The organism is Actinomadura livida, from assembly GCF_014648675.1.
Taxonomy (GTDB): Bacteria; Actinomycetota; Actinomycetes; order Streptosporangiales; family Streptosporangiaceae; genus Spirillospora; species Spirillospora livida.
In genome coordinates this window covers 418,711-444,068 of sequence record NZ_BMRO01000003.1, presented here as the reverse complement: position 1 = coordinate 444,068, position 25,358 = coordinate 418,711, and the positions used below count along the sequence as shown (strand labels likewise).

Sequence of the window (25,358 nt, the reverse complement as noted above, 5' to 3'; positions counted from 1 at the left end):
AACGAACGATACCCCCTCTGGGAGGCGACGTGGTGCTGGGCGGGCTGGCCGGGCAGGCGGAGGCGCTGGCGAAGGGGGAGGTGTCCGCCCGCGAGCTCGTCGAGGACTGCCTGGAGACCATCCGCCGGCAGGAGTCGCTCGGGGCGTTCCGCGTGGTGCGCTGGGACGCGGCGGCGCAGGAGGCGCTGGAGGCCGACAAGCGGCTGGCGGACGGGGAGCGGCTGCCGCTGCTCGGGGTCCCGGTCGTGGTCAAGGACGACACGGACGTGGCGGGGGAGACGACGCCGTTCGCCGTGGCCGGGGATCACCGCCCCGCGGCGCGGGACGCGGAGGTCGTGCGCAAGCTGCGGGCCGCGGGAGCCATCGTCGTGGGCAAGACCACGACCTGCGAGCTCGGGTTGTGGCCCTTCAGCGAATCGCCCGAGTTCGGGATCGCCAGGAACCCGTGGAACCCCGACTACACGCCGGGCGGCTCGTCGGGCGGGTCGGCGGCCGCGGTGGCGGCGGGAATGGTCGCCGGGGCGGTCGGGTCCGACGGGGCCGGGTCGATCCGCATTCCGGCGGCCTGGACCGGATTGGTGGGCATCAAACCCCAGCGGGGACGTGTTTCCGGGTATCCGAACACCGACCCGTTCAATGGGATCACCGTCTGGGGCCCCCTTGCCAGAAGTGTCGGGGACGCCGCCTTGCTGCTGGACGTGCTGACCGGCAGCCATCCCGAGGACGCGTATCAGCTCGATCCGCCGGTCACGCCGTTCGCGGAGTTCGCGAAGCGGGAGCCCGGCCGGCTGCGCATCGCCGTCTCCTACAGGACGGCCTTCGGGGTGAGCGGGAAACTCGACCCGGAGATCCGCGGGGCCGTCGAGCGGCTCGCGAGGCGGCTCACGGCCCTGGGGCACAAGGTGTTTCCCGCCGATCCCGACTACGGGCTCGTGGGGCTCGGGCTCATCCCGCGCGGCACGTCGGCGGTGGCCGACATGCTCGACGCGATGCCCAATCCGCGGCCTGAGCGGCGGACGGAGGTCGAGGCCCAGATCGGCCGGGTGCTCGGGAAGCGGCTGCTTCCGCTGGCCAAGAGGATGGACCCCCACCTGCGCAGGAAGATCGGCCGCATATTCCAGGTGGCCGATGTGGTGCTGACCCCGACCACGGCGCAGCCGCCGTTGCGGATCGGGGCGTTCGACGGGGCCGGGTACCAGAAGACGCAGTCCGGTGTGGCCGCGGCGTGCCCCTACGCGTGGACCTGGAACGTCCTCGGATGGCCCGGCGTGAACGTGCCCGCGGGCTTCACGAAGGCCGGGCTGCCCATCGGGGCCCAGCTCCTCGGGCACGACTCCGACGAGGGGACGCTCATTTCCCTCGCCGCCCAGCTCGAAGCCGTCGAAGGATGGGTCGAGCGGCGTCCATAGACCCGCGACGGGTCGCCGGTGCCGGGGGTCCGAACCGTTGCCGGCGGCCCGTCGTGTTGTGCGTGCCCGGCCTCAGTACCCGGCGCCGGTGAGCATGCCGCCGTCGACCAGGACCTCGCTGCCCGTGCAGTAGGAGGAGTCGTCCGAGGCGAGGTAGACGACGAGGCCCGACACCTCCTTGGACTTGCCCATGCGGCCGAGGGGCAGGGCCTTCAGGAAGGCGTCGGCGCTGTCGGCGGTGGCCGAGACGACGTCGTCCTGGAGGGAGAGCGGGGTCAGGACGCCGCCGGGGTGGATCGAGTTCACGCGGATCTCGTACCGGCCGAGCTCCCGGGCGGCCGCCTTGGTGAGGCCGCGGATGCCGAACTTGCTGGCGCTGTAGGCGGCCAGCCCGTGGGCGCCGATGAAGCCCTCGGTGGACGAGACGTTGATGATGGAGCCGCCGCCCGCCTCGCGCATGGCGGCGGTCACGGACTTCACGCCGAGCCACTGGCCGATCAGGTTGACGTCCAGGATCCGGCGGAACTCCTCGAGGGTCATGTCCTCGATCGTCTTGTGCCTGATGATGCCGGCGTTGTTGACCAGGACGTGCAGCGCGCCGAAGGTCTCCGTGGCGGTGTCGACCGCGGTCTTCCAGTCCTCCTCGCGGGTCACGTCCATCCGGACGAACCGCACGCCGTCCCCGAGTTCGGCGGCCAGCTTCGCCCCCTCCTCCTCCAGGACGTCGCCGAACACGACCTTGGCGCCCTCGTCCAGGAAGCGGCGGACGTGGGACTTGCCCATGCCGCGCGCACCGCCGGTGACCAGCGCCACCTTGCCGTCAAGCTGCCCCATCAACGCTCCTCGTCGCCGGTGACCATCGTCCGCAAACCTAGCGAACGCTTGGTCAAGGCAACAAGCGGGGTCCGGTGACGCGCGGTGGTCAGCGCGTCCGCAGGCCGTCGAAGAGGAGCGCGAGCATCCGGTCGGCGTACGCGGCGGGATCCGGGGTGCGCTCCGACGCGACGCCGATCGCGTTGGTGAGCCGCAGCAGGTCGCCCGGGTCGATGTCCGCGCGGATCGAGCCCGCCCGCTGCGCCCGCTCCAGCAGCAGCCCGAGCGCGTCGCGGATCGAGGTCGCGGCGGCGCCCAGCCCCGTCCCCGCCCACTCCGCCGACATGGCCTGGATGATCACGGTGGAGGTGCCGCGCGGCGTCATCGCGCCCGCGAGGTAGGTGCGCAGCCAGCGGCCCAGCGCGGCGTCCGCGCCGCGCGCCTCGCTCTCCGGGTCCTGCTCCGGCTCGGACAGCAGCTCGTCGGCGTGCGCCAGCAGCCCCTCGATGCGGTCGTGCAGGACGGCGTGCAGGAGGGAGTCACGGGTGGGGAAGTGGCGGTACAGCGTCCCCGAGCCGACGCCCGCGCGCTTGGCGATGTCGTCGAGGGAGGCGTCCGTTCCGTGCTCCATGAAGGCAGTGCGGGCCGTCGCGACCAGTCGCTCGTAGTTGCGGCGGGCGTCGGCCCGCATCGGCCGGGTGTCCATGGGCCACCGTCCAGCGGTGTCGCGGATGACCTGGGGTGTCTCCGCCTCCTTGTGCACGAGACTGCCATCTTCCCGTACCGGGCGCTACCCGGCCAGGGCGTCGCGCGCCAGCCGGTCGGCCCTGCGGGTGGTCTCCGGAAGGCGGTACGAAGGCGTGAGGTCGAGGACGTTCCGGCAGGCCGTGTCGAGGTCGGTGCGGTGCCCGGCGGAGACGTACACCGGTTTGACGCCGTCGCGCGTCCGCAGCACCCGCCCGACGACCTCGCCGCCGTCCAGCAGGGGGCTCGCGTCGCCGCGCCGCCGTCCCGGCTCCTCGTACTCGCCGACGAAGGCCGTCTTGCCCACGCCGATCGCGGGCAGCCCGGTCAGGACGCCCACATGGCACGCCAGCCCGAACCGGCGCGGGTGCGCGACCCCGAAGCCGTCGCAGACGAGCAGCTCCGGCACGGTCTTCAGCCCGCGCAGCGCGTCCAGGAGCGTGGGCAGCTCGCGGAACGCGAACAGGCCGGGCACGTAGGGGAACGCGGCGGTGCCGACGGCGACCGACTCCTCGATCACCTCCAGGCTCGTCCCGTCCAGCACGGCGACCGCGGCGGCCAGGCGCGTCCCGGTGCCGCCGCCGTCGGCCGCGTACGCGACGTCCAGGCCCGCGACGGTGCGCGGCCTCACCGGCCCGGGTTCGCCCAGTTCGAGCATCGGGCGCAGCAGGTCCTGGACGGCCTCGGCCTCGCGCGGGGTGGACGGCCAGGCGTGCAGGTCGCGTACCTCCATGGGGCGGCACGCTACCGCGGCCTCAGGACACCGGCGCGTACGACTCAGGACACCGACGCGTACGCGGCGTCCAGCAGCCGGTAGGCGCGCAGGTCGCCGGCCGCCATGTCGCTCATCATGTTCGGCAGGTACGCGAACGCGAGGCCGGCGTCGGGGTCGCCGAGCCCGATCGAGCCGCCCGCGCCGGTGTGCCCGAACGCCGAGTCCCGCCCGGCCTTCGGGGTGAAGAACGTCTGGGCGGGACGCATGAAGCCGAGGCCGAACGAGCTGTCGATGAGCATCGTCCGGTCCGGTCCGGCGACCCGCGGGCGGATCGCCTCACGCAGGGTCTCCGGGCGCAGGATCCGGCCCGTCACGAGGTCGCGGTAGAAGCCGGCGAGCGCGGGCGCGGTGGCGAGCATCCCGGCGGACGGCCAGCCCGCGCGCAGCACGACCGGGTTGTTGTAGCCGCCCTTGCCCGGATGCGGGTTGCCGGTCGACCGGTTCATGGTGCTCTGCGGGTCGGTGTACGCGGCGACCAGGCGGTTGAGGAGGTCGCTGGCCAGGACCCTGGGGGAGTCGGCCGTCCTCGCGGAGTCAGCTGTCTTGGCCGAGTCGGCGGTCTCGGTGGAGTCGGCGCCGCCCTGGACCCGCCGTGCCGCCGACAGCTTCGCGGCGCGATCGATCACGTCGTCGGGGGCGCCGACCCACAGGTCCAGGCCGGCGGCGAACTCGTCCCTGACGAACGCGCCCACCGTCCTGCCCGAGTGGCGCCGGACGATCTCGCCGGCGAGCCAGCCGTAGGTCAGCGCGTGGTAGCCGTGGGTTTCGCCGGGCGTCCACTCCGGCTCCTGCGCGGCCAGCTCGTCCGCGAGGGCCACGGGGTCGGCCGCCTCCTCCGCCGATACGGGGCGGGCGAACGCGGGCAGGCCGGCCTGGTGGGTCAGCAGGTGCTCGGCGGTCGTGCCCTCCTTGCCCGCGGCGCCGAACTCGGGCCACCAGTCCGTCACCGGGCCGTCCAGCTCGTACAGGCCGCGCTCGGCGAGCAGCAGCGCCGCGGCGGCCGTCACCGCCTTGGTGCAGGAGAACCCGAAGCAGGGGGTGTCCGGCAGCCACTCGCGCCCGGTGCGCCGGTCGGCGACGCCGCCCCACAGGTCCACGACCTTGCGGTCGCCCGCGTAGACGGCGACGGCGGCGCCCAGCTCGCGTCCCTCGGCGAAGTTCTCCTCGAACACCTCGCGGACACGGGCGAACGCCGGGTCGCAGTGCCCCTGCACCGTGGTCATGCGCGCTCCTCTCGACGGGGAACCTCCATCGAATCACGTTCTAGGAAGTCCCGACGAGCCCGGTCAGGGGCGGCTCAGGTCACGGGCCGGTTCGGTCACCGGGCTCGCGGCCCGCTGGACGGGGCGGATGCGGCCGAACTCCAGCGTGAAGAGGGCGGCGGCCAGCCAGGCGACGTCGAGCCAGGAGCGGAAGACGACGTGGCGCGGCTTGTAGGACGGGCCGAACTTCCGGTCGAACAGGAAGAGGGACTCGGCCGCGATCCACGGGTCGAGCAGGTGCAGCGCACGGTGCGCGACCCTCTCCAGAGGGGTGCGGTCCCGGGTGTCGAGCAGTGCGCGGAACGGGACGAAGTTCAGGGAGACGACGCCGTGGCCCCGGTCGGCCGCGTACTCGATCATTTCGGCGATGAGGCGCTCGTTGACGCCGTTCGGCCCGCCCGGCACGCGCCGCATCGCGTCCAGGCTGACGCCCTCGCCGGCGGCGACGTACCGCTGGAAGGCGATCGGCTCTTTGTCCTCGTCGTAGGCGACCGCGACGACCGCCCCGGGATGGCGGCCGGTGAGGAGCTCGTCGAGGTTCATGGCGAAGCCGCGCTCGGCCGCGCCGCCGAGCGAGCGGGACGCGACGTCCAGGAGCCGCTCGCGCAGGTCGGCGTCGAGGTCCCTTTCCAGGAGGATCCGGGTGGTCACGCCGGCGTTCACCGTGCGCTGGACCGCCTGCCGGACGTTGCGCATCCGGCGCCCGGACATGCTGAACCCGCCGGGCCGTACCACCACCTCGTCGCCGTACCCGATCGTGCGGGCGAGCCCCCACACGGGGAGCAGCCCGCCGCTCGCGCCGAGGACGGCGGGCCGCCAGCCCGCGGTCCGGCACCGGGCGAGGAACGAGTCGACCGCGCCGGCGTGCGCGGCCGGGTCGCCGACCGGGTCGCCGCCCGCCACCGCGACGCCGAACAAGACCCGGTAGCCGACCGCGGCCCGCTCGTCCGGGCTGAACGCGTACGCCTTGTCGCGCCGCAGCGCGAAGGGGGCGAGGGTGTCCGAGCCGGGGTGGGCGACCAGGTCCGCGACACGGCGGCGGTCCGCCTCGTCGGCGGGCGGCGGCGCCGGGGCGGGCGCCAGCAGGATGACCACCAGCACGAGGAGCCCGGCGGCGCCCGCGAGTCCGAGGACGTCCGGCAGCCAGGACGCGCCGTCCATGGGCGCGCCGGTCGAGCCGAGCCCGCCCGCCACCTGGCCGACCGACCTGGCCGACACGCCGCCGAACAGCAGCGAGCCGGAGACCGCGACGACGGCCAGGAGGGCCCCGGTCTTCACGGCCGCGCGGCCGCGCTCGGGGTGCACGGGGACGGAGAACCGGCCGCGCTCCAGCCACAGCCCGCCCAGCACCGCCGCGAGCAGCGGCACCCGCCACGGCTCGCCGTCTCCGGTGAGCGCGGACAGCAGGCCCAGGACGGCCAGCAGCATCAGCCCGCACCAGGCTGCACGGCGCCGCAGCAGGACGCCGCGGGCCACGATCGCGAGGGCCAGGCCGAGGGCCGCGGCGTGGGCGGGGGCGAGCGGCGCGCCGCCCGTGACGAGGCGTGCGGGCCCGCCGAGCCAGGGCGGAGCCTGCGCGGGTGCGGGCATCGCGACCAGGGCGGCGACGAGCAGGGTGCCGAGCGCGATCGGCCACACGGGCCGCTCCGGCACGCCCGACGCCGCCGTCTGCGCCGCCTCGTCCGTTCGCACTAAGGACACCTGCACCACCATCCCCGACCAAGATCCTTCGTGGAGCCCTACCCGGCAGCGGCGTTTCGATGTCACCCATTGCTATATGAGGTCACCATGTGTTACTGGCGGCAAGGTGCCGGGCGCGGTCAGGCCCGCGGTCAGTCCTGTGGTCAGGCCCGTGGTCAGGCCCGTGGTTAGGCTCGTGGTGATGAAGAGGCTGCTGATCGTCCACCACACCCCGTCGCCGTCCGTCCAGGCGATGTTCGAGGCGGTGCGCGCAGGCGCGTCGACCGACGAGGTCGAGGGCGTGGAGGTGGTGTCGCGGCCGGCGCTGACGGCCTCCGCCGTGGACGTCCTGGAGGCCGACGGCTACCTCCTGGGCTCGCCGGTGAACCTCGGCTACCTGTCCGGCGCGCTCAAGCACTTCTTCGACCAGATCTACTACCCGTGCCTGGAGGAGACCGTCCGGCGCCCGTTCGGGGCCTTCCTGCACGGCAACAACGACGCGACCGGCGCGTTGCGCGCGCTCGACTCGATCACCACCGGGCTGAGGTGGAAGGCCGTCCAGCCGCCGGTGGTCGTCACCGGGGAGCCCGCGAAGGCCGACCTGGAGGCGTGCTGGGAACTCGGCGCGATCACGGCGGCCGAGGTCGGCGGTATCTGACCCCTCGCGGCGATAGCGTGCCGCCATGAGCGGATTCCGGCACGTGGTGATGTTCAGGTGGGCCGAGGGGACGACGACCGGCCAGCAGGAAGAGGTCGCGGCCAGGCTGGGGGAGCTGCCCGGTCTGATCGAGGAGATACGGGAGTACAGCATCGGCGTGAACGCCGGCGTGAATCCCGGCGCGTACGACTTCGCCGTGGTCGCGGACTTCGCCGGACGCGACGCCTACCTGGCCTACCGAGACCACCCGGCGCACCGCGCGGTGGTCGAGCAGTACATCACACCGATCGTCGCGGAGCGGGCGTCCATCCAGTACGAGGCGTGAGGAGATCCCCGGTAGGCGGGTTCTGCCGAAAAGGGAGACGTAACCGAGCAAGCGCTTGTGCCTAGAACGGGTTTCAGTTAGCGTCGCTGGGACGCCCTCCGGGGACGGATCGCGCCCCGTTCCCGGTGGGCGGCCGGTCATCCCCGGCTGCGCATGCTCATGATCTCGTCGCGGAGCCGCTGCGGGGTCGGTGCCTCCAGCAGCCGCGGCCCGCCGCGCGCGGGCACCATGGCCCACCACGATCCGGTGGCCTCGCCGAACCAGACGCGCACCCCCGGGAACTGCTCCTGCAGGCCGCGCGCCGTCTCGGCGCGCATCGCCTCCGGTGTGGGCTCGTCGCGGCCGGCGCCCCCTTGAGCCGTCACGTCGCCCTCCCCCCGTAGATCTCCTCGGTAACAGCGTCCCCACGGGCCAAAGCGTCACCCCTACTCGGCAAATTGTGACTAAGCACACTATGGGGGTTGGGGCACGTGCACAGTGGGATTCCGCGCCGGTTGTGCCCGAACGGATGTATTCGCCGAACCGAATCGCCCCGGCATGTCCGTAAAGGCGGGTCCCGCGGGCCCGGCAGCGCAGGGCGACGAGAAAATGATCTTTACGAAGCGAGTGCCGCGACCTTGCACCGCCGCCCCTGCGGAGCAGTCCTCAGGGGCCGGGCTAGTGGAGGTTGATGCCGTCGAACATCACCTTGAGGTAGTGGTCGGCGAGGCCCTGGGCGTCCAGCCTGCCGCCCGGCTTGAACCAGCGGACCGCCACCCAGATCGTGTCGCGGATCATCCGGTAGGTGAGCTTCGGGTCGAGGTCGTCGCGGAACAACCCCTCCTTCTGGCCCGCGCTCAGGGTGTCGACCCACATCTTCTCGACCTCGTCCTCGGACTTGTTCAGGTACGAGAAGCGGTCCATCCCCTTGAGGTAGTTCCAGTCGTTCTGCATCACCGTGATCGCGGCCCGGTGCGGCTCCAGGCTCCCGAACGCGACGCGGACGAGCCCGGCGATGGTGTCGCGGGGGCTCTCCCGCCGGTCGAGCACCGCCTGGTAGGACGCCATGATCTCGTTGAAGAAGCTGGCGAGGATCTCGTCGACGATCGACTCTTTGGAGTCGAAGTGGTGGTAGAGGCTGCCCGAGAGGATGCCGGCCTCGTCGGCGATGTTGCGGACCGTGGTGGCCTGGAAGCCCTTCTCGGCGAACAGTTCCGCGGCCAGCCTGACCAGGTGCTCGCGCCGCTCCGACGCCAGCGCGGCGGAGCCCTTGCCGCGGCGGCGGGCACCGCCGGCGCGGGTCCTGGGTCGTCCGGAATCGGCGCTCGTGGTCGTCACCCTCTCATTATGCCGTGTCGCCCAACCGCTTGCTCGTCGCCCGCACCAAGCGTACGCCGCGGCAACAAGCGCTTGCTGCATTTCGGCGCCCGCGCGCCACGCATAGGCTCGGGCCATGCCCGACGTGATCGTTTTCGACCTGTACGGAGTGATCGCCCGCACCCAGACCCCCGAGGCGGTGCGGCGGATCGAGGAGACCGCCGGAGATCCGGGCCCCTCCTTCTGGGACGCCTACTGGTCGTGCCGGCCGTCCTACGACGCCGGTCAGGAGAGCACCGCCTACTGGGCCGACGTGGCCGGCCTCCTCGGCACCGCGTTCCCGGACGTCCCGGCCCTCATCGAGGCCGACCTGGAGTCCTGGACCGAGGTGGACGACGCCATGGTCGACCTCGTCCACGAGCTCGCCGACGGGGGCCGCACCCTCGGGCTCCTGTCCAACATCATCAGCGACCTGGTGCCCCGCTTCGAGGCCCGCCACGGCGCCGTGCTCGGCCGCTTCGACGCGCTCACCTACTCCTGCCGCATCGGCGTCGCCAAGCCCGACCCCCGCGCCTACGAGATCTGCGCCGAACGCCTCGGCGTCCAGCCGTCCGACGTCATCTTCTTCGACGACAACGAACGCAACGTCCTGGCCGCCCGCGAAACCGGCATGCGCGCCGAACTCTTCACCTCCCCAACCCAGGTCCGCACCCTCGTCGGCTGATCGTCCGGTGTGGACGCCTCCGCGCCGAGGGGAGAGCGCGGGCGGAGACGGCCGCGACCAGGAGGAGGACGGCGAGCGCGGTGAAGGCGTGGCCGTAGGTGGTCGTCAGGGTGACCAGGGCGGCCAGGCCCAGGGCGGCGCCGGTCTGTTTGGTGGTGTTCATCAGGCCGGAGGCGGCGCCGGCGTCTTTGGCGGGGACGTTGGAGGTGACGGCCTTGGTGAGCGGGGTGTTGAGGAGGCCGGCGCCGGCGGAGATCAGGATCGCCGGGCCGAGGATGCCCGCGAGGTAGCCGTCGCCGGGGGCCAGGCGGCTCTGCCAGAGGAAGCCCGCGGCGGCCGTCAACGCGCCGATGGTGATCAGGGTGCGGTCGTCGGTGCGTTTCATCAGGCGGGGCGTGACGTGCAGGGCGACCGCCATGGTGAGGAGCGTGTGGGGGAGGAAGCCCAGGCCCGTTTGCAGGGGGCTGTAGTGCATGACGTTCTGCATGGACAGCGTCAGGAAGTACCACATCGGGTTGAGGCAGGCACCGGCGAGCAGCATCGTCACGTTCCCTGCGGCCACCGGGCGGATGCGGAAGAGGTGCAGGGGGAGCAGGGGTGTCTGCGACCGGGATTGCAGGACGGTGAAGGCCGCCAGGGCGGCAACACCGAAGGCGAGGGCCGGGATGTTCCAGTCGCGTGCGATGCCGTAGGTGAGGGACGCGACGCCGGCGGTGGCCAGGACGGCTCCGGGGACGTCCAGGCGCCCGTGTGGGTGCCTGCTGTTCGGCAGCAGGCGCGTGGGCAGGAGGGCCAGGGCGCCGACCGGGACGTTGATGAGCAGGATCCAGCGCCATGACAGGGCGTCGGTGAGGACGCCGCCGATGAGGTTGCCGGCGGTTCCCCCGGCCAGCCCCACGGCCGTCCAGGCGGCCAGGACGCGCGGGCGCAGGTCCTCGTCGAACGTGGTGGTGAGGACGGTCAGGGTGGCGGGGGCGAGGACGGCGGCGCCGAGGCCCTGGAAGGCGCGGGCCGCGATGAGGGTCCCGGGGTCCGCCGCGAGGCCGCCCGCCAGGCTGGCGAGGGTGAAGAGGGCCAGCCCGCCGAGGACGGTGCGGCGGAGGCCGCAGAGGTCGGCGAGGCGGCCGCCGAGCAGGAGCAGCCCGCCGAACGCCAGCGCGTAGGCGTTCACGATCCACTGCAGGTCGGCCGGGGCGACGCCCAGGTCCGCCTGGACCGACGGCAGGGCGACGTTCACCACGGAGACGTCCAGGACGACCATGAACTGCGCGGTGCATGCCAGGGCGAGCACCAGCCGATGGCGCGGTGTCATCCGTCTCCCGTTGTGGTACGGCTGTATCAATATGATACGTGTGTATCACACACCGGAAGGGGAGAGCTTGCCGAGAACCGCCGACCACGACGCGCGCCGCGCGCAGATCATCGACGGGCTCGTCCGGGTGGCCGGGCGGGACGGGCTGCACGCCGTCACCATGCGGTCGGTGGCCGCGGAGGCCGGGGTGTCGCTGCGGCTCGTCCAGTACTACTTCGAGAGCAAGGCCCAGCTGATGAACGCGGTGCTGGAACGGCTCGAACGGCAGAGCCACGAGCGGTGGGCGGCACGGCTGGCGGGGCTGCGGGACCCGTCACCGCGGGAGGTCGTCGAGGCCCTGCTCGCCGAGGCGCTGCCCACCGATCCCGAGAGCCGCGTGTTCCACCAGGTCTGGACGTCCTACGCCGTCCTCGCCCTGACCGATCCCTCGATGGCGGCCCAGCCGTTCGTGGAGGGGCCCGACCGGCTGGAGCGGCAGATCACGCGGGTCCTCGCCGGCGCGGGCGTGGCGGGGGATCCGGAGACCGAGGCGGCGCGGCTGCTCGCGCTCGCGCACGGGCTCGGGACGAGTGTCCTGGTGGGCCGCCGGAGCCCGGGCTCGGCCATGGACATCCTGCGCCGCCACCTGGACGAGCTGTTCGCACCGGTCCCTTAGGGCGGGGGAGGGAGCTCGCCGCCCGCCTCCGCCGCCTTCGCCAGCCGCTCGCGCAGCGTCCGGACGAGCTCGTCGCTCTGCTCGGTCAGCCGCTCGATCGCGGGCAGCGCGAGGTCGTCGCGGACGGTGTCGGCGATCAGCTCGTCGTACTGGCGGGCCTTCTCCGCGATGGACTCCAGGTGCCGCTGGGCGCGCAGCACCTCGTCCGCCGACCTGGCCCGCGCCGCGTAGCGCTCGAGCGCCTCCACGCGGCGCGTCACCGCCGCCACGGAGATGGCGAGCTTCTCGCGCAGCGGGGCGAGCGCGGCCTCGACCTCGGGGAGCAGCGTGCCGCCGCCCGCCAGCTCCTCCTGCTCGGCGCGCAGCTTCGACTGCCGCGCCAGCACCTGCGCGATCTCCCACTCCTGCCGCGGCAGCGTGACGGCGTTGTCGACGGAGTCCAGCAGCCCCTCCCGGTTGACCTCGGAGTCGCGGACGGCGTCGATCGCGGCCTGGACGCGCCCGAGCATCGCGCGGCCCTCGTCGTCGAAGTCCTGCGGGGTGAGGTAGCGGTCGCGGCGCCGCTCCAGCTCGCGGGCGCGCCGCAGGTCGAGCGAGACCGAGGGGGTGCCGAGCGCGACCAGCACCGCGAGCATGCCGAGGCCGATCAGCCACAGCGAGCCGAGCAGCGGCGAGCCGAGCAGGCCGAGGCCGAGCACCGTCAGCGGCGCCAGCCACAGCAGCGGGCGGCGGCGCGCGACGATCGTGTCGAGTTCGGCGCGCAGGGCGGGGTCGGCGACGGGGCGCGGCTCGGCGGGCGAGCCGTCCTCGGGGGCGCGGGGCGGCGCGATCCGCCGCCAGTAGGTGGACACGTGGGTCTCGAACGCGAAGTCCGTCTGCGCGATCTCGATCTCGGTGGGGCCCGGGGGCAGCGGCCACGAGCCCACGGGGTCGCCCCCGCCGGGTCCGGTGAAGCGCACCCACCAGCCGCCCTTGCCGTCGTCGCACCGGTAGCGCCCCGGTGCCACGTCGATGCCGACGAAGAACGTGCCGATACCCGGTATGGAATCGTTCCACGCGCCACTGGTCACCGGCGACCTCCGACCCGACTCGTCCGCCGTGTCCCCCCGCCCTCTCCGGCGGGGACCGTCCAGCCCGTATAGGGAACGACGTCCGGGGGACGGTAAGAGTTGCAGTACCCACATCCGTCTCCGGAAAGCCGGATCGAGTTTGGAATACTCCACACGTGCGACCTGACCATGCGCCTTTCGTGGACCCCCTCGACGATCCGCCCTGGGCGATGCAGTTGGTGGTACGCGCCGAGAAGGCCGATCCGCCCAATCACGGCGCGGTCTGCGAGGCGGCGGCGGCCGCGGTCGTCAGGCTGCTCACCGACCCGCGCGCGGCCGAGCCCGGCGGCGAGTGGCACGACGCGGTCCGCGAGTGGGAGTCGCGCCGCATCCGCAAGGTGACCCGGCGGGCCCGCGGCGTCCGCTGGCCGGAGGCGGAGGCGCTGCCAGGCGTCACGGTCGGGCACGCGGGCGCGCAGGTGCGGGCGTTCCCGCCCTGCCCGGTGCAGGACGTCCCGCCCGAGCTGGCGAAGCTCCAGGTGGCCGGCCTCGACCTTGCCGACGCGGACGAGCCCGGGCCGCCGCCCGCGCCCCCGTACGCCGCGATCGCCCTCAACCCGGACGTGACGATCACGACCGGCAAGGCCGCCGCCCAGTGCGGGCACGCGGCCCAGCTCCTCCTGCGCAAGGGCCGCCGCAAGCACGTGGCCGAATGGGTGGAGAGCGGGGCGGCGGTTCACCTGGTCAGGGACGTTCCGTGGCGGAGCTGCGTGAAGCAGTCGACGGTCGCGGTCCGCGACGGCGGCTTCACCGAGGTCCCGCCCGGCACGATGACGGCCGTCGCCTGGCTCGTGCGCAAATAGCCGGGAACCCGGGCGGGACGCTGGACGTGCGGGAAGCGGCGCGGCGTGCCGGACGCCGTTGTCCGGCACGCCGCACGGTCATCGGAGGCGGTCAGGGCAGAGTGACGGCGACCGGGTCGATCCCCGCCTCGGCGATCAGCGACGGCAGCCTGCCCGCGAACGGGTGGTGGTCCGTCGGAAGGCCGCGCGGGTTGTCGACCACGTAGTGGACGACGCCGCCGCTGCGGCTCTCGTCCCACCTCGCGCCGACCGACCGCAGGACCGACGCCGCCTCGGCCGCGTCGGACGCCTTCACCGACACCCGGATCGGCGACTCGTGCGACGGGAGGGCGGCCGCCTTCCGCGCCGCCTCGGCCGTCGCGGCCGCCCGCGGAGCCGCTTCACGCTCCGGGTCCGGGCCCAGGATCGCGTTGTAGAGCAGCTTCGCCGTGCCGTCGGTGAACGCGCGGAAGTTGGGCTCCGCCGCGAACAGCACCGAGCGTCCCTCGCCCGCGGGCTGGTCCACGACCGCGGCCGTGCCGCCCAGCTCCGCGGCGCCCCGCTCGAACCCGGACACGAACCAGGCGGGCGAGTCCGCCTCGGGGTACGCGGCGGCGACGCCGCTGGACGCCCGCATGACCAGGTCGTAGGACGTGAAGTTCCAGACCGTCCCGCCGACGTCCGCGGCGAGCGGGCCGTCCTCGTCCACCTGCACGCGGAACAGCGTGCCGGGTATGTCGGAGGCCGGTTCCGACAGCGTCGCCGTCGTCAGGCCGAGCCGCGCCGCGAGCTGCGTGCCGCCCTGCCAGCCGATGTAGCGGCCGCCGCCGCGCGTCCACTCCTGGAGCGCGGAACGCCCCGCGTCGCCGAGCGCGTCGTACGCGGACGACGCCGGGCCGTCCGGGGTGACCAGCACCTCGATGCCCGCGAGCCTGCCCGCCGCCACGTCCGCCGGGGTCAGCATCGTGTACGGCAGCTTCCAGTCGCGGTCGAGGCGGTGCCGCAGCCAGCCGGCCGACTCGCGCGCCGCCGACGACGTCGCGGAGAGCTGCAGGACGCCGAGCCGCGGCGCCTTGCCCTCGTGGCCCGGGCGCGGCGCCGGGACGGTCTCCACCGGGACGGCCCGCGGGCGCAGCGCGGCGCCGGACGACCCGCCCTGCACGTTCGCCAGCAGCGGCAGGCTCCACGCCGTCACGTCGTAGAAGTACGGGAACGGCGTGTAGGAGTCCTCGTTCAGCATGGCCTGGATCCAGTGCTTCCGCCCCTGGGCCATCGTGATCCAGTAGGTGCCGGCGGGGAGGGTCGCCTTGCCCTCGGCCTGCCCGTACGGCTTGAAGTCCGGGACGGTCAGCGGCCGCACGAGCTTCTCGACGCGGACGCCCATCCGCTGCAGCCTGCGCACGACCGTGCGGACCTCGTCGCGCTTGGCCGGGTCGCCGTCCCGCAGGAAGTAGTGCCGCACCTTCCGGTCGGGCACCTGCCGGTCGATCTGGTTCGGCGGGTTGTAGATCTGGTTGGGCTCCAGCTTCCCGGCCTCGCCCTGCCGGTACGCGTCCACGGTCATCTGGCGCCACTCGGTGAGGACGCGCTGCCGGTCGCCGGCCGCGGCCGACAGCGTCACCCACTGGGTGAGGTACTGCTCCTCCACCTTCTCCGGGTACGGGCTGGAGTTGCCCTTCTCGAACGTCATCCCGGCGGCGTGGAAACCGCTGGTCGGCACCGAGTCGCCGTACCCCTGGTAGAAGAGGTCGTAGACGTCGCGGTTGAAGAAGTCGATGCCGCGCCGCGTGAACTCCGCGGCCATCGCCCCGCCGTACAGGTCGTTGATCCAGCCGATCGCCTGCTCGGGCGTCTCGTGGTAGATCGGGTCGGCGTTCGGCGGGAAGAAGTACGACGTCCCGCCCATCTCGTGAGCGTCGATGTACAGCGCCGGCGGGTACTGGTTGAGCATCGCCAGCTTGCCGTCGGTCTCCGGCTGGGTGCGCGCGAACCAGTCGCGGTTCATGTCGAAGCCGTACGCGTTCTGGCGCGTCCCCGCCTCGCGGCCGTCCGGGTTCTGCGTCGGCAGGACCACCACGAGCGCGTTGTCGAGGATCGCCTTCGCGGCGCAGTCCGTGCGGTCGCCGAGGCCGCGCAGCACCCTGAGCGCCGCGTCCGTGCCGCTCGGCTCGTTGCCGTGGACGTTGCCGCTGACCCACAGGATCGGGACGCCGTGCCTGGTGATGTGCTTGGCCAGCGCCTCGGGCGTGCGCGGGTTGCGCAGCAGGCCCGCCTCCGTGCGCACCTTCGCAAGCCCCGCCTTGGACACCAGCCCGGGGCGGCCCGCGATCGCGTACTTGAGCGGCCGGCCCTGCGCGGAGGTGGCCAGCGTCCCGGACACGACGCGCTCGCTCTTCGCGGCGATCGCCTCCAGGTACCTGTCGGACTCGGCGGCGGTGACCGGCCGCTCGCCGAGCTCGAAGCCGAGGACCTGCTCAGGGGAGGGGACCTCGCCCCGGTAGACCGGGTCGGTCCGCGTCGGATCGCAGTTCGCCGGAGGTGCGGCGGGGGACTGCGCGGCCGCCGGGGCCGCGAGCGACGCCGGCAGCGCCAGGGACGTGGCCAGCGCCAGCGGCCACACCAGTTTTCGGGCTCTCATGAGCGACAAAGTGACACCGGGCGGGTGACCCACCAAGGGCAAGATCTGCCAAGATCAGGCGGGGCGCCCCGGGCGCGGCCGCGGCCCGGTGAGGGCTGCGGCCCGGTTGATCGCCTGGAGCGCGAACTCCTGGGTCCGGGTGAGCTGCGGCCCGCCGCCGGACGGGCCGTCGTCCTCGTCCTTGGCCGCCCCCGCGAGCTGCGCCTTCGCGCTCAGCCCGTAGGACAGGAACAGCAGCACGACGAAGGCCGCCAGGTACAGCAGGTGCTCGACCAGGCCGCCCCATCCGGCCGTGAAGACGTCCAGCACGGCGAACATCGCGAACCCGGCCATCCAGCCGACCATCGGCGGGACGAGCAGGACGTCCCGGCGGAGCACCAGCGCGGCGGCCGCCGAGGCGGTGAGCGCCACCTCGATCACCTTGACCAGGATCAGGACGGCCGTCGCGGGCAGTGCCCCGAAGTAGCCCTCGACCTCGTCCTGCCGGTCGCCCCACATCAGCACCGCGCTGAGCAGGCCCGTCCCGCCGTACGCGATCAGGAAGACGCCGACCGCGTAGTGGAAGCGGTGCCATGTGGACGAGCCCTGCCCGGCCTTCCGCGCCGCCTTCTGCACGGGCGACTCCGGCATGGGCGACTCCGGCACAGGCGGTTCCTGCGCGGGCGTTCCCTGCACGGGCGGTTCCTGGACGGTCCGGTCCGGTGCCGGTCCGGCTCCCGGTCCGCCGCCGGCTCCGGGGCCGCCCGCCCCGCCGCCGGTTCCGGAACCGGTGACCGGCGTGGCTCCCGGGTCCGCCCCCGCGCCAACCGTCATCGTCCCCCCACATCGCGGTTCGTGTGCTACGCGCAAGATATCCCGGATAGGGTGCCCTGGCGCTCCGAAACGCGGCGGCCCACCGCGGCCGCCCGCCGGCCGGCCCACCGGCCGGGCACCGCCGACACCCGGCTGACCAGCCCGAAGTGCTTGCGCACGGGCGGGCGAAGCGGGAGGCTGAGGTCTCGTCGGGCCGCGCGGAGTCCGTGAGGAACTGAGGATGACGCCTGACGATACGGGAACGGCCGCGCCGTCGAAGACGCGGATCGAATATCTGGAAGAACTGGGCGACGAGCTTGTCAAGCGTGGCTTCCGGGTGCGTCTCACCCTGCCCCGCGGCCAGTCGCCGAGCCTGCACGTGGTGAATCCGGACGCGTCCGCCCTCACCGAGAACATCCTGGCGGAGCAGGGCGCGGACGGCTGGTGGTACTGGTGGTCGTGGGCGGAGCGGATCGCGGCCGCCGACGACGTCGCCACCGCGGCCGACCGGGTCGCGCTGGTCCTCGCCGTCAACTGAGGCCGCCGGACAGACCGCGACGCGAGCCGCCGAGTGCGGTCGCCGAGCCGAACACTTGACGGAACCGTCCGTCCACCGGCCGGGGTGGTCTCCTGCCGCCCCGGCATGGCCCCTGCGCGCCCGCGGACCGGCCCCGGCGCGCCCGGAGCCCGCGTCACGCGCGCCCGCGAACCGGCCCTGGCGTGCCGCGAAGCCCTCTCCGGGCGGCCGATCCCCGGTTTAGGGGAATGTTGAGCCGCCGAACATACTGCGCCCCCGCGGTGGGACGGCCCTGGCCGCCGCGTCTCATCCCGCCGCCCGCGAATCCCCGTGTCGCGCCCGTGTTGATCTCGCGTTACGTGATTGTTACGCCTGACAACAAATTGGTCGGGCGACAGGTCTGGCGCACCGGGCAAGGCCGACATAAGTTGCGGGGCACAACATTCACGCCGGTGGGCATGTGATCTCGCTCACCGGCTTGCGACCCCCTCGGCCGCGCCACGGCGGCCCACCCCAGAAAGGACCCGGGCAATGCGCAAGGGGATCCTCAGCCTGATGGCCGTCATGACGGCCGGGGCGCTCACACTCACCGCCTGCGGCGACGACGGCTCCGACGACGCCGGCGGTTCCGGCGAGGTCAAGGGCAAGGTCGGCGTGATCCTGCCCGACACCGCCTCCTCGGACCGCTGGGAGAGCTTCGACCGCCCGTACCTGGAGCAGGCGTTCAAGGCGGCCGGCGTCGAGAGCGACATCCAGAACGCGGAGGGCTCGGCCCAGCGCTTCCAGACGATCGCCGACCAGATGCTCACCAGCGGCGCCACCGTCCTCCTGCTGACCGGGCTCGACTCCAACTCGGCGGCCGCGGTCCAGCGCAAGGCGCAGTCGCAGGGCGTCAAGACCATCGACTACGACCGGCTCACGCTCGGCGGCGTCGCCGACTACTACGTGTCGTTCGACAACGTCAAGGTCGGCGAGGAGATGGGCAAGGGCCTGGAGAAGTGCCTGGGTGAGGAGAAGTCCAACATCGTCTACCTGAACGGCGCGCCCACCGACAACAACGCGACGCTGTTCGCCCAGGGCTCGCACAACATCCTCGACAAGAACGCCAACTACACGAAGGTCGCCGAGCAGCCCGTTCCGGAGTGGAGCGCGGAGAAGGGCGCCACGCTCTTCGAGCAGATGTGGACCGAGCAGCAGGGCAAGATCGACGGTGTCCTCGCCGCCAACGACAACCTCGGCAACGCGGCCATCTCGATCCTCAAGAAGAACAAGCAGGCCGGCAAGGTCCCGGTCACCGGCCAGGACGCGACCGTCCAGGGGCTGCAGAACATCCTCGACGGCACCCAGTGCATGACGGTCTACAAGCCGGTCAAGCAGGAGGCCGACGCGGCGGCCAAGCTGGCCGTGTCCCTGATCAAGGGCGAGAAGGGCGAGACCAACGGCACCACGAACGACCCGGAGGGCAAGCGTGACGTGCCGTCGGTGCTGCTGACCCCGATCGGCGTCGACAAGGAGAACATGAAGACCGTCGTGGACGACGGGTTCGTCAAGGTCGAGGACCTCTGCAAGGGGGCCTACGCGGCCAAGTGCAAGGACGCGGGCATCCAGTAGCCGCTTCCCCCGACCTCGTGGCGGGCCCCGCACCGCTGATGGCGCCCCGGGTACCCGGAAACCCGGGACGCCGGGGGCCCGCCACGGGCACGACGTGAACCTGGAAGGAACCACGTGGCTGAAACCGGAGACCCCGTCCTCCGCATCACCGGGCTCAACAAGAGCTTCGGCGCCGTCCATGTGCTGCACAACGTGGACTTCACGGTGCGGCTGGGCGAAGTGATGGCGCTCGTCGGCGACAACGGCGCCGGCAAGTCCACCCTCATCAAGTGCATCGCCGGCATCCACCCCACCGACTCGGGGCAGATCGAGTTCGAGGGCCGCCCGGTGACCATCGACGGGCCGCGCGCCGCGTCCGAACTCGGCATCGAGGTCGTCTACCAGGACCTCGCACTCGCCGACAACCTCGACATCGTGCAGAACATGTTCCTCGGCCGCGAGCGGCGCAAGGGCCTCGTGCTCGACGAGCCGTCGATGGAGGAGGCGGCGCGCGAGACGCTCGCCCGGCTGTCGGTCCGCACCGTCAAGTCCGTCCGCCAGCAGGTCGCGAGCCTGTCCGGCGGGCAGCGGCAGACCGTCGCCATCGCCAAGGCCGCGCTGTGGGAGTCCAAGGTCGTGATCCTGGACGAGCCCACCGCCGCGCTCGGCGTCGCGCAGACCCGCCAGGTGCTCGACCTCGTCCGGCGGCTCGCCGACACCGGGCACGCCGTCGTGCTCATCTCGCACAACATGAACGACGTGTTCGAGGTGGCCGACCGCATCACCGCGCTCTACCTCGGCAGGGTCGCGGCGGACGTCGCCCGTACCGAGGTCACCCACGGCCAGGTCGTGGAGCTCATCACCGCCGGCCGTTCCGGCGATCTCGGCCTCGCGCCGCAGACCGCCGCCGAGAGCATCTGAAGGGGGACCAGGTGTCCACCGACATCCCCGAAGGCAAGGAGACCGCCTTGAAGCTGGCGGACTCGGATTTCGCAACAGACCGGCGCGAGCACGACGTCAAGTCCGCGGTGCTGGACTACTGGAACCGGCTCAAGGCGGGTGAGCTGGGCGCGCTCCCCGCCCTCATCGGCCTGGCCTCGCTGTTCGTCCTGTTCACCTTCCTGAAGCCCGACACGTTCCTCAGCACGGGGAACATCGCGAACCTCTCCACGCAGGCGCTGCCGATCACGATCCTCGCCATGGGCCTGGTGTTCGTGCTGCTGGTGGGGGAGATCGACCTGTCGGCCGGTGTGGCGAGCGGTCTCTGCGCGGCGCTGATGGCCAAGCTCCTCGTCGAGGGCGGGCAGCCCTGGTACGTCGCGGTGATCAGCGCCATCGCGGCCGGCATCATCATCGGCACCGCGATCGGCTGGCTGGTCGCGATCCTGCGCATCCCCTCGTTCGTCGTCTCGCTGGCGTTCTTCCTCGGCCTGCAGGGCATCACGCTGTGGCTGATCGGCGAGGGCGGGACCGTCCCCGTCCGCGACGAGGTCATCGTGGCGCTCGCCACCAGGAACATGCCGATCTGGCTCGGCTGGACGCTCGCCGTGGCCTGCGCGGTCGGCTACACCGCCACGCAGCTGCTGCGCTGGCAGCGCCAGCACGCCCGCCACCTGCACTCCAAGCCGATCGAGCTCGTGCTCATCCAGTGCGGGGTCGTCGCGGCCGTGCTGCTCGGCGCCACGTACGTGCTCAGCCTGGACCGCGCCGCCAGCCCGCTGATCGAGCTGGCCGGCATCCCGTGGGGCGTGCCGCTCGTCGGCACCCTGCTGATCGTGTGCACGTTCATCCTGGGCCGCACCTCGTTCGGCCGGCACATCTACGCCGTCGGCGGCAACGCCGAGGCCGCCCGCCGGGCCGGCATCAACGTGGTCCGCATCCGGATCTCCGTCTTCATGATCGGTTCCGGGCTCGCCGCGATCAGCGGCATCCTGGCCGCGTCCCGGCTCAACTCGGTCGCGGTGAGCGCGGGCGCCGGCAACACGCTGCTGTACGCGGTCGGCGCCGCCGTCATCGGCGGGACGAGCCTGTTCGGCGGGCGCGGCAAGGCCCGCGACGCGGTGTTCGGCGGGCTCGTGATCGCCACCATCGAGAACGGGCTCGGCCTGCTCGGCACCAAGGCGTACCTCAGCTTCCTCATCACCGGTGTGGTGCTGCTGCTCGCCGCCAGCATGGACGCGCTGGCCAGACGGCGGCGGTCCAACGTAGGACGGTGACGCCATGGACGCGGCCATGGACGCGGCCATGGACGCGGCCGGTGTCGCGGCCGGTGTCGCGGCCGGTGCCGGGGCCGGTGCCGGGGCCGGCGTGCGAGCTGTGATCCCGTGAACACGACCGGGGAGGCCTGGGAGCCGGTGGCGCGCGCCGTCGGCTCCCCGGCCTTGCCGGAGGGCCTTCGCGGGCCGTCCGGCGGTTCCTGGCCGCGGAGCTCTGCTGATAATCTCACTGCTCACGACCGCCTGCCGCGCGGCGGCGGTGCGGCACGGTGGGAGCCCCTCGGCATGTCAGTGACACCAGCCCTGGACCTGCGCGGGATCGAGAAGAGCTTCGGTTCCGTCACGGTCCTGCACGACGTGGCGTTCTCCGCCTACCCCGGCGAGGTCACCGCGCTCGTCGGCGACAACGGCGCGGGCAAGACGACGCTGGTCAAGTGCATCGGCGGCATCCACGCGTTCGACGCGGGGGAGTACCGCTTCGAGGGCCGCCCGGTGCGGATCGGCAGCCCCCGCGAGGCCACCCGCCTCGGGATCGAGATCGTCCACCAGGACCTCGCGCTCTGCGAGAACCTGGACATCGTCCAGAACCTCTTCCTCGGCCGGGAGCGGCGCCGCGGCCTCACCCTGGACGAGACCGCGATGGAGGAGATGGCCCGCTCGACGCTGTCCGGCCTCGCCGTCCGCACGATGGGCTCGGTCCGGCAGCGGATCGCGACGCTGTCGGGCGGGCAGCGGCAGACCGTCGCGATCGCCCGCGCCGTCCTGTGGGACAGCAAGGTCGTGATCCTGGACGAGCCCGCCGCCGCGCTCGGCATCGCGCAGACCCAGCAGGTGCTGGAGGTCGTCCGCCGGCTCGCGGACAAGGGCCTGGCCGTCGTGCTGATCTCGCACAACATGAACGACGTCTTCGCCGTCTCCGACCGGATCGCCGCGATGTACCTCGGCCGGATGGTCGCCCAGGTGCGGACCTCCGACGTCACCCACCGGCAGGTCGTCGAGCTGATCACCTCGGGTGCCAGCGGAGAGCTGGGGCTGCGCCGATGATGAAGGGCGGCCCGTCACAAGAGGACATCCGGCGGCACAACCTGGGGACGCTCCTGCGCTTCGTGCACCTGCGCGGCCCGGCGTCGCGCGCCACGCTCGCCGAGTCCCTCGGCCTCAACCGCAGCACGATCATGGCGCTGACCGCCGACCTCACCGCGGCCGGGCTCGTCCGCGAGGAGCTGCCGCGCGGCCCCGGACGCCGCGCCGGGCGCCCGTCCCTCGTCGTCCGCCCCGAGTCCACCCGGGTCTACGTGCTGGCGTTCGAGGTCGGCGTCGACCGGCTCGTCGTCGCGCGCGTCGGGCTCGGCGGCGTCGTCCTGGACCGCCGCGAGGGCGTGCGGGCCCGCGGCTCCGACCCCGCGGAGCTGCTCGGCGTGCTGGTCGCCGGGGCCCGCGCGCTCGTCCGCAAGGCCGAGCGCGACGCCGTCTGCGTCGGCGCCACGCTCGGCTTCCCGGGCACCGTCCGCCGCTCCGACGACACGATCATGTTCGGCCCCAACCTGGACGTCGGGGAACTGCGGCTCGGCGACGCCCTGTCCCGCCGGCTCGGCCTCGGCATCCCCGTGTCGGTCTGCAACGACGCCAACCTCGGCGCCCTCGCCGAGCACGAGCGCGGCGCGGGGGTCGGCTGCGACAACCTCATCTACCTGCACGGCGACGTCGGCGTCGGCGGCGGCATCATCGCGCACGGGCGGCTGCTCGGCGGCGACGAGGGCTTCGGCGGCGAGATCGGCCACATGATCATCAATCCGGGCGGGCGGCTCTGCGCCTGCGGGTCGAAGGGCTGCCTGGAGGCCGAGGTGGGGGAGCGGACGCTGCTCGCGCACGCCGGCCGCGAGGAGTCCCCCGACCAGCCGGGCCGCGACGCGGTCCGGGCCGTCGTCGCCGCCGCCGACGCCGGGGACATCGCCGCCCGGGAGGCGCTGCAGCGGGTCGGGAGCTGGCTCGGCCTCGGCGTCGCCAACCTGGTCAACGTCTTCAACCCCGGGCTGGTCGTCTTCGGCGGGACGCTCCGCGACATCTACCTCGGCGCCGCCGCGCAGATCCGCAGCGTCATGGCGACCGGCGCGCTCGCGGCGCCCCGCGAGCGGGTCAAGCTGCGCACCGCCGCCCTCGGCGACGACACGACCCTCGTCGGCGCCGCCGAGTTCGCGTTCGCGGAGGTCCTGGCCGACCCGGTCCAGGTCCTCACCCGGCTGCGCGCCCCGGAGGCCGTTCCCTGAGCGGCCCGTCACCGCCGCCCGCGCGCCGGTTCAGGGCCTGCGGGTGGGGTTCACGGCGTCGGACTCGGCGGGGGTGTCCGGGCGGGGCCGCTGGGGCGCGTCCTCGTCGGCCAGTTGCCGTTCGTACTCGGTGATGCCCAGGCCGTCCTCGCTCTCCTCCGGTTCCTCGATCCGCAGCCCCTCGGGCGGGTCGGTCACGTACTCCTCGGTCAGGCCGATCTCCAGGTCCTGGTCGTTGTCGCCCATCTCGTCGACGTCCTCGCGGAAGTCGCGGCTCTCACCGGGCTCGCGTGCCCGCATGCCTCCTCCTCGGTCCGTCTCGGTTCCGCTGATCGGACCGGTATCCCCGCTGGGGCGCGGCCTACTCGCGGTCGCGGACGGCGACGAGCCCGCCGAGGACGCCCACGTACGCGGTCCCGTCCGGGCCGAGGGTGATGGGCGCCCAGTTGTTGTCGAACCACTTCCCGGGGCCCGTCAGGACCTTGTAGACGGTCCGGCCCGTGTGGACGTCCACCGCCGTCAGGTACCAGGCGTCGATGAAGTCGTTGCGGGGCTCCTTCGTGTACAGGTAGAGCAGCCCGGCGGGGACCGAAACCTTGGGAACGGTGGAGAGCGAGCGCTCTTTGCTCGTCCAGACGGTCTCACAGCCGCTCCCGCCCGGCTTCACGTCCACGCGGCTGACCCCGCCCACCGACGACCCGCCCGGCGGCAGCTCGAAGAAGTTGCGGTAGCCGTAGTTGTTCTCCACGAACAGGCTGCCGCCGTACCCGACGAGCGAGTTGTCCGTGGCGCTCGCTCCGCTTCCGAACACGGGGATCCGGCACACCAGCCCGCCGTCGGCCCTGCGGCGGACGATCACGTGCATGCGGTCGTCGGCGTTGTCGGTGATGGCCACGTACCCGTCGCCGAAGTAGGTGGGCGTCGTCCCCGAGCCCTGGTCGATCTGGCCCGGCTTGCGTCCGCTTCCCCTGTCGTACGGCTCGCGCCAGATGACCTCGGGCGTGCCGTCCCGATCCGCCCGCATCTGGTAGAGCGCGTGGTCGGACACGATCGAAAGGCCGTCCTCGGACGCCGCGAACGAGTTCTGGATGCTCTCGCCCTGGAGCCGCGTCATCCGGACGGTGCCGGAATCGGGGTCGACGGTGCCGATCCGCCCGTTCCGCGTGATCCACCAGATGAGGCCGCTCCAGTCCGGGCCGACGGCGGTGACGGGGTCGCACTCGCCCGCGGGCCACGGATTCGTCCAGGTGGCGCAGTCGTGCGGGAGGTACCGGCTGAGGTCCCAGTCATCGGTCACCGTGAAGCGCCACTTGCCGTCCGCGCCCTTCTCGTGGGCGAACCGCCGCAGATGGAACGCCGAGTCCGCGAGGACGGCGCGGTCCTGCGGGTCCAGGTAGTAGTACGCCCCGCCCGACGTGTCGGTGAGCACCTTGTCCAGGCTCAGCGAGAAGACCGCCTGGACCGTGGACGGCCTGGGCGGCAGTTCGTAGGTGGCGAGGTCCTTCAGCGTCCTGGGGTCGATCAGCCGCAGCATGAAGTTCTGCCCGCGCGTGCACTGCGCCACGATCAGCCCCGTCCTGCGGGCGAACGTCACCGTCGAGCACAGGCCGGGCAGGCCGCCGCCCTTCGCCTCGTTGAGAACCTCAGGGGTGCGACCGAGCGGCCCTAGGAACGGGTACGTGTCCGACGCGTAACTGTCGGCGTGCATGGACGACAACCCCACGGGCCCCTGGTGCGGGTTCGCGGGAACGGGCCGTCCCTCCAGCGGCTTCGGCGTGGCGGGCCCGCCGATGT

The 25,358-nt window shown here is 72.7% G+C and carries 25 protein-coding genes; 12 read left to right on the top strand and 13 right to left on the bottom strand.

All coding sequences use genetic code 11. The annotated features are described in order from the left end of the window. Positions 1-29 precede the first annotated feature (29 nt). The gene (locus IEZ03_RS08705) at positions 30-1,409 is read left to right on the top strand and encodes an amidase (protein WP_184886909.1); all 1,380 of its coding nucleotides are present in this window, start codon (positions 30-32) and stop codon (positions 1,407-1,409) included. Positions 1,410-1,481: 72 nt separating this feature from the next. Here the strand turns inward: IEZ03_RS08705 and IEZ03_RS08700 are convergent, their stop codons facing one another. The 5 genes from IEZ03_RS08700 to IEZ03_RS08680 form a co-directional block, all read right to left on the bottom strand. Beyond that, a complete protein-coding gene (locus IEZ03_RS08700) occupies positions 1,482-2,243 on the bottom strand; it encodes a glucose 1-dehydrogenase (protein ID WP_184886907.1) in 762 nt (253 codons plus the stop codon). An 88-nt stretch (positions 2,244-2,331) separates the two neighbouring features. Next, the gene (locus tag IEZ03_RS08695; RefSeq protein ID WP_229808149.1) at positions 2,332-2,985 is read right to left on the bottom strand and encodes a TetR/AcrR family transcriptional regulator; all 654 of its coding nucleotides are present in this window, start codon (positions 2,983-2,985) and stop codon (positions 2,332-2,334) included. 27 nt (positions 2,986-3,012) lie between these two features. Then, a complete protein-coding gene (locus IEZ03_RS08690; protein ID WP_184886905.1) occupies positions 3,013-3,699 on the bottom strand; it encodes an endonuclease V in 687 nt (228 codons plus the stop codon). A 44-nt stretch (positions 3,700-3,743) separates the two neighbouring features. After that, entirely contained in the window at positions 3,744-4,964 is a 1,221-nt protein-coding gene (locus IEZ03_RS08685) for a serine hydrolase domain-containing protein (RefSeq protein ID WP_184886903.1), read from the bottom strand. 63 nt (positions 4,965-5,027) lie between these two features. Continuing rightward, the gene (locus IEZ03_RS08680; RefSeq protein ID WP_189241175.1) at positions 5,028-6,695 is read right to left on the bottom strand and encodes a bifunctional lysylphosphatidylglycerol flippase/synthetase MprF; all 1,668 of its coding nucleotides are present in this window, start codon (positions 6,693-6,695) and stop codon (positions 5,028-5,030) included. Between the two features lie 190 nt (positions 6,696-6,885). On the opposite strand from IEZ03_RS08680, the gene IEZ03_RS08675 reads away from it, so the two are divergent. After that, complete coding sequence (locus IEZ03_RS08675; RefSeq protein WP_184886899.1) at positions 6,886-7,341, top strand: flavodoxin family protein; 456 nt, start codon at positions 6,886-6,888, stop codon at positions 7,339-7,341. A gap of 25 nt (positions 7,342-7,366) precedes the next feature. Further along, positions 7,367-7,666 carry a Dabb family protein gene (locus IEZ03_RS08670; protein WP_132046683.1) on the top strand — a complete coding sequence of 100 codons (300 nt, stop codon included), beginning with the start codon at positions 7,367-7,369 and terminating at the stop codon, positions 7,664-7,666. Positions 7,667-7,803: 137 nt separating this feature from the next. On the opposite strand, the gene IEZ03_RS08665 is transcribed toward IEZ03_RS08670, so the two are convergent. Next, entirely contained in the window at positions 7,804-8,031 is a 228-nt protein-coding gene (locus IEZ03_RS08665) for a hypothetical protein (protein WP_184886897.1), read from the bottom strand. Between the two features lie 292 nt (positions 8,032-8,323). Continuing rightward, on the bottom strand, positions 8,324-8,983 hold the full coding sequence (locus IEZ03_RS08660; RefSeq protein ID WP_229808148.1) for a TetR/AcrR family transcriptional regulator: 660 nt from the start codon (positions 8,981-8,983) through the stop codon (positions 8,324-8,326). 115 nt (positions 8,984-9,098) lie between these two features. On the opposite strand from IEZ03_RS08660, the gene IEZ03_RS08655 reads away from it, so the two are divergent. Then, complete coding sequence (locus tag IEZ03_RS08655; protein WP_184886895.1) at positions 9,099-9,686, top strand: HAD family hydrolase; 588 nt, start codon at positions 9,099-9,101, stop codon at positions 9,684-9,686. On the opposite strand, the gene IEZ03_RS08650 is transcribed toward IEZ03_RS08655, so the two are convergent. Next, positions 9,649-10,998: an MFS transporter gene (locus IEZ03_RS08650; protein ID WP_184886893.1), complete on the bottom strand. Its 1,350-nt coding sequence runs from the start codon at positions 10,996-10,998 to the stop codon at positions 9,649-9,651. The two genes, IEZ03_RS08655 and IEZ03_RS08650, sit on opposite strands and share 38 nt — an antisense overlap. Before the next feature lie 67 nt (positions 10,999-11,065). Here IEZ03_RS08650 and IEZ03_RS08645 point away from each other — a divergent pair, with 67 nt between their 5' ends. Further along, positions 11,066-11,653, top strand: a complete 588-nt coding sequence (locus tag IEZ03_RS08645) for a TetR/AcrR family transcriptional regulator (protein ID WP_184886891.1) — start codon at positions 11,066-11,068, stop codon at positions 11,651-11,653. Here IEZ03_RS08645 and IEZ03_RS08640 read toward each other — a convergent pair. Continuing rightward, positions 11,650-12,723, bottom strand: coding sequence for an Rv1352/Rv1906c domain-containing protein (locus tag IEZ03_RS08640; RefSeq protein WP_184886889.1), 1,074 nt, complete (start codon positions 12,721-12,723; stop codon positions 11,650-11,652). The two genes, IEZ03_RS08645 and IEZ03_RS08640, sit on opposite strands and share 4 nt — an antisense overlap. A gap of 155 nt (positions 12,724-12,878) precedes the next feature. Between IEZ03_RS08640 and IEZ03_RS08635 the strand changes: the two genes are divergently transcribed. Beyond that, on the top strand, positions 12,879-13,565 hold the full coding sequence (locus IEZ03_RS08635; protein ID WP_184886887.1) for an aminoacyl-tRNA hydrolase: 687 nt from the start codon (positions 12,879-12,881) through the stop codon (positions 13,563-13,565). A gap of 91 nt (positions 13,566-13,656) precedes the next feature. Here the strand turns inward: IEZ03_RS08635 and IEZ03_RS08630 are convergent, their stop codons facing one another. Together IEZ03_RS08630 and IEZ03_RS08625 are read right to left on the bottom strand one after the other, a co-directional pair. Continuing rightward, positions 13,657-16,182: a M14 family zinc carboxypeptidase gene (locus tag IEZ03_RS08630; protein ID WP_184886885.1), complete on the bottom strand. Its 2,526-nt coding sequence runs from the start codon at positions 16,180-16,182 to the stop codon at positions 13,657-13,659. Positions 16,183-16,236: 54 nt separating this feature from the next. After that, a complete protein-coding gene (locus IEZ03_RS08625) occupies positions 16,237-16,812 on the bottom strand; it encodes a hypothetical protein (RefSeq protein WP_184886883.1) in 576 nt (191 codons plus the stop codon). 403 nt (positions 16,813-17,215) lie between these two features. Between IEZ03_RS08625 and IEZ03_RS08620 the strand changes: the two genes are divergently transcribed. The 6 genes from IEZ03_RS08620 (at position 17,216) to IEZ03_RS08595 (ending at position 23,564) form a co-directional block, all read left to right on the top strand. Further along, positions 17,216-17,512: a hypothetical protein gene (locus IEZ03_RS08620; RefSeq protein WP_184886881.1), complete on the top strand. Its 297-nt coding sequence runs from the start codon at positions 17,216-17,218 to the stop codon at positions 17,510-17,512. A gap of 510 nt (positions 17,513-18,022) precedes the next feature. Further along, positions 18,023-19,102, top strand: a complete 1,080-nt coding sequence (locus IEZ03_RS08615) for a sugar ABC transporter substrate-binding protein (protein ID WP_184886879.1) — start codon at positions 18,023-18,025, stop codon at positions 19,100-19,102. Positions 19,103-19,216: 114 nt separating this feature from the next. Then, entirely contained in the window at positions 19,217-20,002 is a 786-nt protein-coding gene (locus IEZ03_RS08610) for an ATP-binding cassette domain-containing protein (RefSeq protein ID WP_184886877.1), read from the top strand. A gap of 11 nt (positions 20,003-20,013) precedes the next feature. Further along, the gene (locus IEZ03_RS08605; RefSeq protein WP_184886875.1) at positions 20,014-21,297 is read left to right on the top strand and encodes a sugar ABC transporter permease; all 1,284 of its coding nucleotides are present in this window, start codon (positions 20,014-20,016) and stop codon (positions 21,295-21,297) included. A gap of 285 nt (positions 21,298-21,582) precedes the next feature. Continuing rightward, the gene (locus IEZ03_RS08600; RefSeq protein ID WP_184886872.1) at positions 21,583-22,341 is read left to right on the top strand and encodes an ATP-binding cassette domain-containing protein; all 759 of its coding nucleotides are present in this window, start codon (positions 21,583-21,585) and stop codon (positions 22,339-22,341) included. Beyond that, complete coding sequence (locus IEZ03_RS08595; protein ID WP_184890797.1) at positions 22,341-23,564, top strand: ROK family transcriptional regulator; 1,224 nt, start codon at positions 22,341-22,343, stop codon at positions 23,562-23,564. The genes IEZ03_RS08600 and IEZ03_RS08595 overlap by 1 nt, the downstream gene beginning before the upstream one ends. A gap of 30 nt (positions 23,565-23,594) precedes the next feature. Here IEZ03_RS08595 and IEZ03_RS08590 read toward each other — a convergent pair whose 3' ends face one another. Both IEZ03_RS08590 and IEZ03_RS08585 read right to left on the bottom strand, forming a co-directional pair. Then, positions 23,595-23,864 (bottom strand): hypothetical protein, encoded by a 270-nt coding sequence (locus IEZ03_RS08590; RefSeq protein ID WP_184886870.1) that lies wholly within the window; start codon positions 23,862-23,864, stop codon positions 23,595-23,597. Between the two features lie 61 nt (positions 23,865-23,925). Next, on the bottom strand, positions 23,926-25,358 hold a 1,433-nt coding region (locus IEZ03_RS08585), incomplete at its 5' end, for a PQQ-binding-like beta-propeller repeat protein (RefSeq protein ID WP_189241174.1).

Excerpts from the sequence above, each read along its gene's own strand:
- IEZ03_RS08655 (WP_184886895.1), top strand. The coding sequence starts at position 9,099 with ATGCCCGACGTGATCGTTTTCGACCTGTACGGAGTGATCGCCCGCACC.
- IEZ03_RS08625 (WP_184886883.1), bottom strand. The coding sequence starts at position 16,812 with ATGCCGGAGTCGCCCGTGCAGAAGGCGGCGCGGAAGGCCGGGCAGGGC.
- IEZ03_RS08675 (WP_184886899.1), top strand. The coding sequence starts at position 6,886 with ATGAAGAGGCTGCTGATCGTCCACCACACCCCGTCGCCGTCCGTCCAG.
- IEZ03_RS08630 (WP_184886885.1), bottom strand. The coding sequence starts at position 16,182 with ATGAGAGCCCGAAAACTGGTGTGGCCGCTGGCGCTGGCCACGTCCCTG.
- IEZ03_RS08685 (WP_184886903.1), bottom strand. The coding sequence starts at position 4,964 with ATGACCACGGTGCAGGGGCACTGCGACCCGGCGTTCGCCCGTGTCCGC.
- IEZ03_RS08650 (WP_184886893.1), bottom strand. The coding sequence starts at position 10,998 with ATGACACCGCGCCATCGGCTGGTGCTCGCCCTGGCATGCACCGCGCAG.
- IEZ03_RS08670 (WP_132046683.1), top strand. The coding sequence starts at position 7,367 with ATGAGCGGATTCCGGCACGTGGTGATGTTCAGGTGGGCCGAGGGGACG.
- IEZ03_RS08615 (WP_184886879.1), top strand. The coding sequence starts at position 18,023 with ATGCGCAAGGGGATCCTCAGCCTGATGGCCGTCATGACGGCCGGGGCG.
- IEZ03_RS08620 (WP_184886881.1), top strand. The coding sequence starts at position 17,216 with ATGACGCCTGACGATACGGGAACGGCCGCGCCGTCGAAGACGCGGATC.
- IEZ03_RS08700 (WP_184886907.1), bottom strand. The coding sequence starts at position 2,243 with ATGGGGCAGCTTGACGGCAAGGTGGCGCTGGTCACCGGCGGTGCGCGC.
- IEZ03_RS08595 (WP_184890797.1), top strand. The coding sequence starts at position 22,341 with ATGAAGGGCGGCCCGTCACAAGAGGACATCCGGCGGCACAACCTGGGG.
- IEZ03_RS08590 (WP_184886870.1), bottom strand. The coding sequence starts at position 23,864 with ATGCGGGCACGCGAGCCCGGTGAGAGCCGCGACTTCCGCGAGGACGTC.
- IEZ03_RS08690 (WP_184886905.1), bottom strand. The coding sequence starts at position 3,699 with ATGGAGGTACGCGACCTGCACGCCTGGCCGTCCACCCCGCGCGAGGCC.
- IEZ03_RS08600 (WP_184886872.1), top strand. The coding sequence starts at position 21,583 with ATGTCAGTGACACCAGCCCTGGACCTGCGCGGGATCGAGAAGAGCTTC.